11 protein-coding genes are annotated in these 13350 nt (G+C 61.1%); 9 read left to right on the top strand and 2 right to left on the bottom strand.

Annotated features, from left to right (window positions below):
- Positions 1 to 94: 94 nt before the first annotated feature.
- Both BHK69_RS18450 and BHK69_RS18445 read right to left on the bottom strand, forming a co-directional pair.
- Entirely contained in the window at positions 95 to 817 is a 723-nt protein-coding gene (locus tag BHK69_RS18450; protein WP_069691367.1) for a 4'-phosphopantetheinyl transferase family protein, read from the bottom strand.
- The gene (locus BHK69_RS18445) at positions 814 to 2226 is read right to left on the bottom strand and encodes a lipopolysaccharide biosynthesis protein (protein WP_083269870.1); all 1413 of its coding nucleotides are present in this window, start codon (positions 2224 to 2226) and stop codon (positions 814 to 816) included. Before BHK69_RS18445 ends, BHK69_RS18450 begins: the two co-directional genes overlap by 4 nt.
- A gap of 223 nt (positions 2227 to 2449) precedes the next feature.
- Here BHK69_RS18445 and BHK69_RS18440 point away from each other — a divergent pair, with 223 nt between their 5' ends.
- From BHK69_RS18440 to BHK69_RS18395, 9 genes are all read left to right on the top strand, one after another.
- Positions 2450 to 5314, top strand: coding sequence for a right-handed parallel beta-helix repeat-containing protein (locus BHK69_RS18440; protein ID WP_069691365.1), 2865 nt, complete (start codon positions 2450 to 2452; stop codon positions 5312 to 5314).
- Between the two features lie 238 nt (positions 5315 to 5552).
- Positions 5553 to 6209, top strand: coding sequence for a methyltransferase domain-containing protein (locus tag BHK69_RS18435; RefSeq protein WP_069691364.1), 657 nt, complete (start codon positions 5553 to 5555; stop codon positions 6207 to 6209).
- Between the two features lie 203 nt (positions 6210 to 6412).
- Positions 6413 to 7099, top strand: a complete 687-nt coding sequence (locus BHK69_RS18430; RefSeq protein WP_244548242.1) for a glycosyltransferase family 2 protein — start codon at positions 6413 to 6415, stop codon at positions 7097 to 7099.
- An 871-nt stretch (positions 7100 to 7970) separates the two neighbouring features.
- Positions 7971 to 8528 (top strand): methanogen output domain 1-containing protein, encoded by a 558-nt coding sequence (locus BHK69_RS32665; protein ID WP_158516238.1) that lies wholly within the window; start codon positions 7971 to 7973, stop codon positions 8526 to 8528.
- Positions 8503 to 9684 (top strand): sensor histidine kinase, encoded by a 1182-nt coding sequence (locus BHK69_RS31500; RefSeq protein WP_158516237.1) that lies wholly within the window; start codon positions 8503 to 8505, stop codon positions 9682 to 9684. The genes BHK69_RS32665 and BHK69_RS31500 overlap by 26 nt, the downstream gene beginning before the upstream one ends.
- On the top strand, positions 9681 to 10343 hold the full coding sequence (locus BHK69_RS18410) for a response regulator (protein WP_069691360.1): 663 nt from the start codon (positions 9681 to 9683) through the stop codon (positions 10341 to 10343). Before BHK69_RS31500 ends, BHK69_RS18410 begins: the two co-directional genes overlap by 4 nt.
- A gap of 381 nt (positions 10344 to 10724) precedes the next feature.
- Positions 10725 to 11444 (top strand): LuxR C-terminal-related transcriptional regulator, encoded by a 720-nt coding sequence (locus tag BHK69_RS18405; RefSeq protein WP_069691359.1) that lies wholly within the window; start codon positions 10725 to 10727, stop codon positions 11442 to 11444.
- A 251-nt stretch (positions 11445 to 11695) separates the two neighbouring features.
- Positions 11696 to 12460 (top strand): response regulator transcription factor, encoded by a 765-nt coding sequence (locus BHK69_RS18400; protein ID WP_069691358.1) that lies wholly within the window; start codon positions 11696 to 11698, stop codon positions 12458 to 12460.
- Positions 12461 to 12489: 29 nt separating this feature from the next.
- On the top strand, positions 12490 to 13302 hold the full coding sequence (locus tag BHK69_RS18395; RefSeq protein WP_069691357.1) for a glycosyltransferase family 2 protein: 813 nt from the start codon (positions 12490 to 12492) through the stop codon (positions 13300 to 13302).
- The last annotated feature ends 48 nt before the right edge of the window (positions 13303 to 13350 follow it).

The following is a 13350-nucleotide window of genomic DNA, read 5'->3' as shown; positions in this document are numbered from 1 at the left end:
TCTGAAATCTGAATCCGTCTCTCACCAAAGAGTTAGAGCAGGATCGATTGCGAAAAACCGGCTCCCACTTTTTCGCATCCTGCTCTGGTTGACCTCAGCGCGGGGCACGACTTGCCAGCGCCGGGCGAGCCATCCAGATCACGGACCAATCGCGGTGCCGCGCCGCCAGTGCGCCGCAATAGCCCGGCGCCGGCCGCAGGTCGGCGAGTTGCCAGCGGTCGGCCTCGGTCGGATCGGAATGGACCGCCACAAGCCGCGCCACGAACGGATCGAGTGAGACTTCGAAGCTCGACGGCGTCGCGTTCAGGCCGATCCCGATCGCCTTCAGACAGGCTTCCTTCCGCGTCCAGCAGCGGAAGAAGCATTCGTTGCGGAGCGCGGGCGCGAGCGCCGCGAGCCCCGCGATCTCGCCGGGCGCCAGGCACCCTGCCGCGACCTCGGCCGAGACCGGCCGAATGCGCTCGATATCGACGCCTACCGGCATTCCGGCTGTCACCGCGACGATGGCCAACTCGCCGGAATGGCTGAGATTGAAGGCTATGGGCTGCCTCTCGTGCCTGTTCGCAAGCATCGGCTTGCCGAACATCGTCTCGACGAAGCGGAGCTGCGACGCCGAAGCAAGCGTATAGAGGGCCAGAACATGCCGCAGCCAGCTATGCGCCGCGGCGAATGCGAGCCGCGCCTTCGCATCATGGAAGCGGTCGGCACGGGCGCGTTCGTCATCGGACAGGACCCAGCGCCGTTCCTGCGTCTCTGTCTTGCCGAGATCGATATGGCAGCACCAGAGATGCACCTGCGATGACGGGATCGGCATCATGGCAGCGGCACCGCAACCGCCCTGCCGCCGGCAGAGCGAGTGCGCTCATGGGGCTTGCCAGCCAGCAGATCCGGCACCCGTACCACCTGGATCGCCAGGACGATCACGACGGTCAGCTCCGACAAGAGCGTGACCGCGATCAGCCCCGCCACTCCGAAGGCGACGGCAGCCGGATAGACTGCAAGCAGATTGAAACAGCCCCCCACGAACGTTGCGAGGAAGATCGGTCGTGTGCGCTCCAGCGCCCGGAAGGCGCAGCCCAGAGCCTGAGTCATGAGCGCCATCGGGAAGGCGAACGCATACCAGACGATCACCCAGTCGAACTCTAGTATCTCGCCGCCATAGAGCCGGTGCAACAGCCAGGGGCCAAATAGGCCAAGGCCTATCACGGCCGAGGCGCCGGTCAGTACCGCAAACAGCATCGCGCGACCGAGCGTCTGCCTGAGACCAGGCAGCCCGCCCTCCGCGAAGGCCTTTCCGGCCAGCGGTGGAACAATATTATCCAGTGCCTCGCGCACGACATTCAACACCGCGAGCAGGCTCTGGGCCGCCCTTAGCGCGCCAAGGATCTTGGGGCCGAAGAGTCCGGCCGTCACAAGCAGGCCGCTATAGTTGAGCACCCATTGCACGGATCCGGTGAGAACGAGCCACCGCGCCGATCGCCATTGCCGGCCCGTGATTTCAGTGAAGACCTCCGGCTTCCAGCGAAACGGCCCCGACATGCACAGGCCACAGATTGCCGAGACCGCGGCAGCGCCAGCGACGGCCCATAGCGCATTCGCGACGCTGATCAGCCCGGCGTGCCAGAGAGCGGCGAGCGCACCGAGCTTTAGCGCCTGATTGACCGTGTCGATCACCAGGATGCCCGCCGGCCGACGGCGCGCGAACAGATAACGCCGCAGGAAATCCTGTGTCAGATAGGCAGCCGCGGCTATCGCACCCGGCAATGCGAGGCCAGCGAGCGGCGGCACCGCGCCCGCGGCGAAGGTTAAGACTGCAAAGATCGCAAGGGTGGCGACAGCGACGTAGCCGGCCTGATGCAGGAAGACCACGGTGTAGTAGGCTTGCGCCTCAGCCCCCTCCTCTTTCGCCCCGATGCTCATCATGGGACTGACGATCAGGCCGAGCTGAAGGCTCATGGCGAAATACAGCGCGAGCCAGACCATTGTGTACACCCCGAAGGCCTCGAGGCCCAATGCCCGGGCGAGCAGGATGGTCGTCAGAAAATTGCAGGCGCTGGAGAGCGCCTGATCGCCAAAGGACAGCACGGGACCGAGTATCGGGCGAAAGCGCGCCTTGACACCGCTCAGCACCTGGCCGCCCGGCATGTCCTGTTCGAGCGCCAACTCGATCCGAAGCTGGCCAGAGTGTGAATCTCCCGCCGATCTTGTCCGCGTGCTGCGTTTCATCCCGCCTCCGCTGACGCCCACGGACGACAGTCCGGCCGCTTCTCGCCAATGCGAGTTTACCGTCGTTGCCGCGGCAACAGCGCTGCGCAAAGGGACTGCCCAGAAGGCGCTGAAGCGCCGTCCTCGCCTGGATGGCTACCTCCAAATCCCATCCTGCTTCGAAGCGGCCGCGCGATACCCTCGCCGCTCGCCGGCTGGTCGCCGCGCAGAGCGAGGACGGATCATGAAAGGGAGGTCGGCAGCACTGGCAGACGGCTCAGCCGACCGGCGGGCGACCGATCGCTATTTGCCCGCGCTGGCGCTTGGCTTTGCCGGATATGTCGTTTTCGGAAAGAGCTTCGCCTATCTCGGCCTGCCTCCGCTTTTCATCGGCGAGATCCTGTTTGCTCTCGGCCTGCTCGCGTTCCTTGCCTCGGGCTGCTCGATGGTGCTTGTGGCGACAGTGCCGGCCATCGGCGCGACCCTGCTCATGGCCTGGGTCCTGCTGCGCACTCTGCAGGGCTTGGGGGCCTATGGCATCGACGCAGCGCGAGACGGTGCGGTCGCGCTTTATGCCGGGTTTGCCTTCATCGTCGCTGCGCTGCTGGTGGAGCGCCCGGCCAGGCTCACCCAGATCGTCGGCTATTTCAGGCTGCACGCCCGCGTTCTCATCCCGATAGCCATCGTCTTCTATCTCGTAGCGAGGTTTTTCGGCAGCTCGATTCCGAAGCTGCCCGGCCAGGACGTAGAGGTCATTTCGGTTCGTTCGGGAGAGCTTGCAGCGCATCTCTGCGGCGCGCTCGTGCTTGTCCTCGTCGGTCTCTGCAAGGTCAGGCGCTTCTGGCTCGTTTCCGCGCTCGGTGCGGCACTGCTGATCGCCAGTCAGAGCCGTGGCGGCATGCTGGCCTTGCTGGTGCCATTGGTCCTGGCCATGGTGCTGAGCGGCCAGCTGCGCCGCCTGATCACCATTGGCAGCGGCATCGTACTGATCATGGGCCTGGCCTATATGGCCGATCTTGAGATCGACCTCCCGCGGGGCGAGCGGCCGATCAGCGCCCGCGCCCTGGTCGAGAATGTCGTGAGCATTGCCGCGCCAAGCGAGGCCAACAATCTCGACGGCACCAAGCAGTGGCGGCTGAACTGGTGGGAAGCCATCCGGAACTATACATTCCATGGCCCTTACTTCTGGACCGGCAAGGGTTTCGGCGTGAACCTGGCGGAAGCAGACGGGTTCGTGGTCGGCCTCGAGCGCGGCGGCCCGACGCTGCGCAGCCCTCACAGCGTCCATATGACCTATCTCGCCAGAGGCGGGGTGCCCGGCCTGGCGCTCTGGCTATTCACCTGCGCCAGCTGGATGACAGCCCTGCTGCGCGCCGCGCACCTGGCACGCTTGCGCGGCGATGTCGACTGGTCGCGCTTTTTCATCTTCCTTAGCTGCTATCTTGCCTCGATCATCATCGACGCATCCTTCGACGTCGCGCTCGAAGGACCGATGCTGGGCATTCCGTTCTGGATCCTGTTCGGGGTCGGCCTCGGCTCGCTGATGATCTATCGCGGCTTGCATATCGTCGCCGCGCCCGCTCAACCCCGACGGGCAGCGGGCGCGGGAGCGCGCATCGTCGGCGCGGCTGCGCTGCTGGCGGCGACATGTTTGGGCGGCCCCCCATCCGAGGCCACTGAGCGCGCCATATGCCCGATCGGAGCGATTCAGGTTCCTGTCGGTGCAACCATTCAGGCGCTCGTCGCCAAAGCGGCACCGGGGGCGGCATTCTGCATCGCGCCCGGCCTGCATCGGGCTCAGCTCATCGCGCCGAAGGACAGACAGGTCTTCATCGGCCAGCCAGGTGCGATCCTGAACGGAGCCGAGCTGGTCACGGATATGCGCCCGTCGGGAGCCTTCTGGGTCACCGCAACAGCACGGCCGCGTCGTCCCGCCTTCGGCACCTGCCTGGCCTCGCGTCCGCGCTGCAACGATCCGGTGCGCTTCTTTCTCGACGGTCAGCCACTCGAACCGGTTGCCGACCTCGCTGGCCTGCGGCCGGGAACCGTCTTCGACGATGCTGCGACGGGGCGATCCTACCTCGCTGATGATCCGCGCGGCCGCACTCTGGAGAGAACGTTGCAGCCCTACGCCTTCCGCAATGACGGCGCACGCGGCGTCACCGTCAAAGGCTTGATCGTGGAGAAGTATGCGACGCCGGCTCAGCATGGCGCGATTTTCGGCGACGAGAATCCCCGCGCTACAGGCTGGCTCATCGAAGACAACGAGGTTCGCTTCAACAGCGGAGCGGGAATCGCGACCGGCGAAGGAAGCGTCGTGCGCGGCAACAAGGTTCATCACAACGGCCAGCTCGGGATCTCGCCCAACGGCGCGGATGTCCTGATCGAGGGCAACGAGATCTACGAGAACAATGTCTATGGTTTCGACGCCGCCTGGGAGGCTGGCGGCGTCAAAGCGGGCAAGGTCGAGCGCCTGACGCTGCGCGGCAATCAGGTGCATGACAACTACGGCTCAGGGCTCTGGTGCGATGTCGATTGCCGCAGCGTGCTGATCGAAGGCAATGTCGTCGAGCGGAATTCCGACGCCGGAATCTTCTACGAGATCAGCTTCGACGCCATCATCCGCAACAATACCGTTCGCCTCAACGGGACCGGGCGTGGCGGCCAGCAGGGCAGCCTCTGGGTCTGGGGCGCCGGCATCCAGATCGCGGCATCCGAGCGAGTGCGTGTCTATGGCAACACGGTCACCGTAAGCAAAGGCAGCGCCGGGATCGTACTCGTCGATCAGGGCCGCGAGCGGCTCGATCAGCCGCCTGCAAAAGCCGGTCGTGCCAAGGCGCTCTACAGAACCGTCGGCAATGCTGTGCACGACAATGAAGTGATCTATGAGGGGCCGAGTGGCCTATCGGGCGGCGTGAGCGATGTCGCGGCGTCGAACCCGAATTTCGGGATCATCGAAACGGGCGGCAATCACTTCGACCGCAACACCTATGTGCTGCATCAGGCGACCAAGGCCCCGCTCTTCATCTGGGGGCAAAAACCGATTTCGTATGACGCGTTCCGCACTCTCGGCCAAGAGGCTAACGGACGGATCATCCGGCCGAATTAGAGCCGTTTCCGATCAGATTGGATCGTTCAACAGTTCTATCTCTTTGTTTTGACGCGTTTTCTCCATGCGAACCGGCATCCACTTCGCTCGAAACGCTCTAGCCGTGCCCTGCCGACCTCACCAGAACGGCGTAGTCCGCAAGCCCAATGCGCCTAGTCCTCGAAGACGGCCGCCTGGGGATGGATTGCCGCTAGAATCAAGCCCCGGACCGGCATGGCCATCGCGAGGCTAAGACCCCATGAACATGATCCCGCAATCGTTCCGGCGCGCGCATTTCCGCGAGGAAAGGTTCAAGACCTATATCCGTCCGCTCATCGAGACCGTGATCAGGACGCGAGGGTCGTGCCGGATTCTCGACATGGGAGGCGACGCCGACTACTGGCAGTTCGACATGCCGGCTTCTGGCGTCGAGATCTGGCTCCTGAACATCGAAGCCAAGGAGCAATCGCCCAATCCGCGCTTTCATGTGCTCCAGGGAGATGCCCGCAACGTCGCGCAATTCGAGGATCTCAGCTTCGACTTCGTCCATTCCAATTCGCTGATCGAACATGTCGGCCGCTGGGACGACATGAAGCGCGTTGCCGCCGAGATCAGGCGGCTGGCTCCGAGCTATTACGTGCAGACCCCGAACTTCTGGTTCCCGCTGGACCCTCACAGCAACGCGCCGATCCTGCATTGGCTGCCGCAGCCCGTGCAGCGACGGATGGTGTCGAGCAAGGCGCGCGGCTTCTACGCGAAGGCCACCTCGCTCGACCACGCCATGCAGATCGTGGAAGGCACCTCGATGCTCGACCGGGCGCAGATGGCAGAACTCTTTCCGGATGCGCGGGTTCTGACTGAAAACGTTCTGTTCCTCGCGAAATCGCTGATCGCCCTCAAAGCCCCGGATAGCTGAACGGGAAAGCCATGATGAGACCCGTTTTCGTCTTTCTGTCTCTGGCCAGGGATTGTGCCGCGACGATCCCGTCCTTTCTGGACCTGCTCGCAGCGCTTCGCTCGGAAGGGCTGAGCGTCGTCGCATTCATCGGCGAGAATGGCTCGCGCGACGGAACCCGGGAACTGCTTCAGCGCGAAGAGGCCAGCGGGCGGATCGTTTTGGTGCCGACCCCCTTCATGGCGGGGGAGCGGGACCGGCTCAAGCGGATGGCTCTTGGTCGCGAGCGGCTCAAGAGCGAGTTCGAAGCTGCCAAGCTCGAGCCCCGCTTCGTCTGCGTCCTCGACATCGACAACGTCATCGCCAGGCCCCCCTCGATCGCCGCCCTGCTCGCGGCCGCAGCCAAACTCGAGCGGCAAGGCATCTTCGGCGTTTCAGCGACGTCGCGGCCCCACTACTACGATCTCCTGGCGTTTCAGGACGATCACAGATCCTTCGACACGCTGCTCGAAGACCTGGCGGGAAGCCGGAGCAACATCTTCGCCTATTATCGTTTTTTTCGCTCGCGGATCTATCCGCACCAGCGAGCGCTCACAGACGATCGCGAGATCGAATGCGCGTCGACCTTCAACGGCTTGTGCCTTTACCGCGCGGATGCCTATCGCCTTGGAAGCTATCTCCAGCCCGGCCCCAGCATCTGCGAGCACCTGGTCTTCAACCGCCGCCTTGCGGCTATCACGGGCGCGAGGATGCTCATCGATCCCGGTCTGATCCTGCACACGCCCGTCGACCATTCCCAACAGAGCTTCTTGCCATTCGCCTGGCGGCGGCTTCGGAAGCTCGTCGCTTCACCGCGGCTTCAGGCAGGTCTTTCGATCAAGGCGCCCGGCTCCTCGACCGTCGGGTCGTGATGCAAGCGCTGTCGGTCATAACGTTGAAACGCCTGGTCTGCCGTGCGCCGGCACCGTGCCGCACGCGATTTCGTTTCCCGTACTCGGTGAACGCTGGCGGTCGATTACCTAGGAAGGTATGGCGAAATCAGAGAAAATACTTGATATTATCACGCTATTTTCTGACAATTAAAGGGCTTATTGTACCACAGTCCATCGGCATCTAAAATAAAGATCCAATTAACCGCGAATAAGCTCGATAATTTAGCCAATAATTCTGCGTTTAATTGCAGATATATTTACAATTACCGATAATTATTCTGACTTAATTGGCTTATTAAAATACATTTCTATTTTCAAATTAATTTTCAACAATCTTTATTCCGAAATTTATATCTGAATTCGGGCACGCAAATTTCGTTCAATATGGTACTATATGATAAAGTGAATGTATTCCTGAAACGGGAGGGAGCCTTTGTCTCGGGTCAGAACGCACCTGTCACAGATTTAAATTAATCAGTTCTTCCGTTTCAGGCGCCGTCTGGCGCAGCTTCGAAACAGCCGGTCGCCAATTTCCTAACGCATCGCGCACATGTGATAACAACCCTTGATACATTGACTGGTTAAATGCTATTGAATTCTCAGAGCATGAATTTCGATTTCAACCTATAATTGTATATGTCCAATTTTGTCGCTTTTCTCTGCCCGCCTTCTGTCGCCGTCGAGGAACACGAGGACTGCGTCAACCCGATACAGGTTGATCAACGGAAGTATAATTATCCGAGAAAGGAAACATTCACGGCTCATACATGCCGTATGATCGATCTTGCATGAACTCCGTCGCTCGAACGCCTCTATCCGACCAGCAATCTGCTCAGGAGGGCCAGTCATCGTGCCCCCAATCATTGCCAATGCGACATCGCCCAGCATTGATTCGCCGGCCATCGATTTCGACCGGCATCGTTTTTTCGACACTCTGATCGCCGGCATGGCGGATTTGCTCGAAACCATCGTCGGGGCCGAAGATGCCTGTGCCTATGTCAGCAGTATCGCTGCGCGGCTGGGATCGGACATCGAGAAACAGTATAAGACAGCGCTTGGCGTTCAGAACCTCAACCGAGATCAGCTTCTTGCAGCTCTGATCGACCTGAACAAACGCGCTGACGGCGCATTCTTCATCATCGAACAAGACGAAGACCATATCGTCTTGGGCAATTGCAAGTGCCCTCTGGGAAATGCAGTCGTCAACCACCCATCTCTCTGCATGATGACGTCGAACATCTTCGGCGTGATGACCGCTAATGCGGTCGGCTATGCAGCCGTCGATCTCGAACAGACGATCGCCAGGGGAGCCCCCGCATGCCGCGTCGTGCTTCACCTCAAGCGAACGGAACTGCATCCAGATACGAGGGAATACTTCCGCGATGATGCATCTGCAGCTTCGAACTGAGTTAGACCTGGAAACCTATCTCGAACCGTCTCTTGTTGTCTGCAGCGACGGAAGCATCCATGCGCGGAATCGTGCAGCGCACCTGGCTCTCTCTCCCCAAACGTCGATATCGTCGCTCTTCGACATCTGCTCCAGCCGAGCCGAAACCCTGCGAACCTATCTCATTCGCTGCTCGGGCTCCCGTCAGCCCTTGATCGAAAAGGTCAGCTTCGACGGACAGGGCGGTGCCCGCGACTATCGCTGCTTTGGCAACGTTCTGGTTCCGCGACGCAAAAGCCGCCCGGCCAGCCTTCTGCTGCGCCTCCTCCCTGTACGTGATGCACGGCTTGTAGCGCGCGCAGAGCAGATGAGGAGATCAAGGGCCGAACGGCACGGGCGTTTTGCCATGGAGCAAGCCGACGAACTGCGCAGCGATCGCCTGCGGCTGGTCGAGCAATATTGTTTCGTCGCCGAGGCGCTGCGCATCGCGGAAGCGCAGAAGCAGGAACTGCAGGACGAGATCAAACATGTCCGCGCTGATGAGCGTGAGCGGATTGCCCAGGATCTTCATGACCACGCAGGCCAGGAGATGGCCCTCGTTCTCGTGGAACTGAGACGTATGCGGGACGCCGCCCGCGGCCCGGCGCGAAGCCGCCTCGACGACCTCGCCGTGCATGTCTCCGAGGTTGGACGTAAAATCCATCACGCCGTCGTCGGTGGTCGCCCGCGGATCGTCGAGGAGCTCGGTCTCAGCCGAGCCATCGAGATCACTGCCGTTTGGTTCACGACAGACGGCAGGCTCGACCTTTCCTTCAAGAAGAAGGGAACGGAGCCCGACTCGCTTCCCGCCGCCCTCGAAAGCAACCTGTACCGGGTCGCCCAGGAGGCGCTGACGAACGCGCTCAAGCATGCGCTCGGCGCACGGAAAATCGATATCGTCCTGGAATTCAACTGCAGATCGGTCTCGCTCACGATAGCCGATGATGGCGTCGGTCTGTCGACGGAACCACAGCCGCAGGGAGAATTCGGCAGTTTGGGCATCGGGCTTCGCGGGATGCAGCAACGCATGAACAGCATTGGTGGAACGCTGCAGATCGGTCCGCGTTTCGGTAAGGGCACAATCGTGACGGCAGTCGCACCATTGAAGCCCGAACCGCAGCAGGGTGCCCCGCCATGACGGCGCGTATCATACTGGTTGACGATCACCCGATCATCCTGACCGGCCTGCGGGCTCTCGTACTCGGCTTGCCAGATCTCGAATTCGTGGGACAAGCCACCTCCGCCTCCCAGGCGCTCACGCTCGTCCGGGACCAAAGCCCCGATATCGTCATCCTCGATATGGGCCTGCCCGGCATGAGCGGCCTCACACTGGCCGAGCGCATTCTTGAAGGAGCCCCCGCGACCCTGATCGTGATGCTGACCCATTATGAAGAGTCGAGCTACGTACAGAAGGCGATGAAGATCGGCATTCGCGGCTACGTCCTCAAGGCTTCGTCGAGCGACAAGGTCACCCAAGCCATCAGAACGGTGCTGAGCGGCGGCATCTATATCGATTCCGAGCTGGAAGAATTCCGCTCCGAATGGATTCGCAAGCTTTCCCATGCCTACAGCCCAGCTCCCGCAGCCGTTCCGAACGGCACATTGACCAACCGCGAACTGCAGGTCCTGCGCCTCGCGGCCGTCGGTCATTCCAACAAGGAGATCGCCCGGCGCGTTGGCCTTGGCATCAAATCGGTCGAAACCTACCGGTACAGGGCCTGCAAGAAGCTGATGCTGCACTCGCGCCTCGACATCATCAGATACGGCGCCAGCCACGGCTGGATTCTCGATATCTGATGGCACTGATCAGAGCCGGATCAATGCAAGAACCGGTTCCCACTTTTCGCATCCGGCTCTCATCCAAAAGTGAGAGCAGGGATCTATACGAAAAACCGGTGCCCACTTTTTCGCATCCTGCTCTAAGCCATCGGCGCTCCGAGCCGTCGCATTTCAGACCTGTGCGGAGTACTCAGCTTGGCATCGTCGAGAAATCATGGCCACGCACAATGCGGCCCCCTCTCCTGAAGGGCGTAGCGACTTGAAGGGCCGCTCCCGCTACCACAGTGCATGGGGAACTGGGGGGCTGGCGCCTCGATAGCCGCCTGTAATCAAGCGGAAGCTGCGTCAACAACTGCCGCGCCTCCCGACTGCAAAGGGCGACCGGATCGGCGGCGAACCATGGTCAGGATTCTCGTTGCCGACCAACATGCACTCTACCGCACAGGTTTGCGCGTCGTCCTGCAGGCCGCGCTGCCAGATGCCGAATTTCTCGAGGCCACCGATCTCGACAGCCTGATGCGCGGCCTGCAAGGAGAACAACACATCCATCTTGCGCTCGTCAGCCTGAACCTGATGGGGTCGGCTAGTCCCAACGTCATCTGGGACTTCAAGCGCGCCTCTGGGCTGACCCGCTATGTCGTCATCTCGACCGAGGGCACCTTCGACCAGGTTCTCCACTATATCGCAGAAGGCTTCCACGGTTTCCTCTCAACTCTGCAGCGGGATGACGAGATCGTTGAATCAGTCAGGGATGTCCTTGCCGGGCGCCTCTCGATCCCGCGCGCCCTGACTCCGTTCGGCTCGGCCGCGGAAAGCCATCGTCCCCGCGAGGCACCACCACGGCGTTCCAGCGTGCAGCAGAGTACGTTCGGATTAACGCCGCGACAGAAAGATGTCCTGACGCTCCTGGCGGACGGGCTTTCGAACCGTGAAATCGCCCAGGCGCTCCACATCGCAGAGCCAACCACGAAGATCCATGTCTCAGGGGTGATGCGTGTCCTCAATGTTCGGAATCGGACGGAAGCTGCGGTACTTGCCAGAGATCTAATCCAAACATCTGCGATCGATCCAGAGCCGCGAAGCAAGCCGCGCCAGGGCAAAACCAAGCCTCGACACTAACAACCATGCCTTGTGTTGTAAGGATTGTCCTTACGAGGACCGTACTTTCCTGACAGGACGAACACATCCGAATGAACTAATTATTAACGATGGTATTCTGACGCATGCGCCATTTTGCGCCAGTTTGGTGCTCCAATTGGTTATCAGGAGCGAATGTTGTCTCAGGATGCCTCGAACAGATTAATGGATACGCCGTAGTTTCAGTCGGCCCTTATCGTATCAGTTTTTGTGTCGGGTAATGGGGAAATACGATGTCTGAACTCATCGAGACCGCCGTATTAAGCGACAACGCACTGCTCCGGGAAGGAATTACACAGTTACTGAACGGCGCGCGTTTCCGAGTGAGCCAAAGAACCGCCAGCCTCGATCCTCATAGGCACGAGAACGGTCAAAAATCACCCGATCTCTTCATCGTCGTGATCGACGACATGTCCTGCTCCATCGTCGGCGACATCAAGAGGCAGTTCAAGAGCGCCAAGATCGTGGCCCTTGCCCTGCGCGGCAGCCGCGAATTGATGCACCGCGCCGTGCAACTGGGAGCGGTGGGGTACCTCGTCGAGTCCATCTCCGCGCAGGATCTCATCATGTCCCTGGAGGTCGTCATCGCGAATGGCGCCGTCTTCCCACCCGAGCTTCTGTTACAGCTCTCGGAAGTCGCGATCGCGCCACAGCGCCTCCTCCAAGGCGCGCAACGCAGGGCCGACGGGTCTCCGTTCTCGGGCCTTTCCGGCCGGGAGGTCAGCATTCTGGAAGGGCTCATGCTGGGCGAATCCAACAAGGTCATCGCGCGCAAGCTCGAGATCGCCGAGGCGACCGTGAAGGTTCACGTCAAGGCGATCTTGCGCAAGTTGCGTGTCAGGAACCGCACCCAGGCGGCCATGTGGGCCATGCAGAACGCGGCAACCCGGATTCCTGTCGTGGCGGAGGACGACATGGCGAGCGACATGGCGGAGGAGGAGACCTTGCCGATGATCGCCGCAAGACCGGAAGCGGTCCCCTCGCCCCAGCTCTCGTAACCGACCGGCTACAACGGCAGGGCGGTTCCATGATCGTGACAATCGTCACCCCGACGCTGAACGCCGTCGAGTATCTGAAGGAATGCATCGAATCCGCGCGCACGAATGCGACGCGCGACATCGAGATCGAGCATGTGATCGTCGACGGCGGCAGTACCGACGGAACCGTCGAGCTCGCGCTCAGCTGTGGGCTGCGCGTGCTCCAGGGCAAGGACAGCGGCATCTTCGACGCCATCAACAAGGGGTCCTTCAACTCGTCCGGCGAGTTGTTGGGCTTTCTTGGCGCCGATGACGTGATGCTCGAGGGCGCAGCCGTCGCAGTGGTGAAGGCTTACCGCGAAAGCCGCCGGCGCTGGGTCGTCGGCGCCATCAGATGGACCGATGCAAAAGGGCATAGCCTCGGTGGGCTCGCGGCCCCTCCGAACTGGGTGACGCCCGCAATGCTCGTTTGTCTGGGCTGGAACCCCATCATGCACATGGCGACCTATTTCTCGCGTGGCTTCTTCGAGGAACTGGGCGGTTTCGACATCGCTTACAAGGACGCCGGCGATTACGAGATGTTCTGCCGCGCCCTGACGAAGGAGCCCTACGGCCGGATCGATCGGCCGATTGCTTGCTTCCGGCGAACCGGAGTGAACAACAGCGCGGTCCACGGCAGCCGAACCACGGCCGAGTGCGCCAGAATACTGGCGCAGCATGGGCCTTCCTCAAACGCACAGCGTCTGTTCTGGCGCTTTCTGCTGAAGACCTATTTCAACCTCGGCAATCCCGGCTGGCTGCTATCGAAGATGGCGGATTCGACGCGAACGACGCTGAAGCTACAGCCAAAAGCCCATTTCTGACGCTGCAAGGACCTGGGTTATCGCCCTCGTATCAGAGCGGAGTACCGT

Source organism: Bosea vaviloviae, from assembly GCF_001741865.1.
GTDB classification, from domain to species: domain Bacteria; phylum Pseudomonadota; class Alphaproteobacteria; order Rhizobiales; family Beijerinckiaceae; genus Allobosea; species Allobosea vaviloviae.
This window is presented reverse-complemented; position numbering and strand designations above follow the sequence as displayed.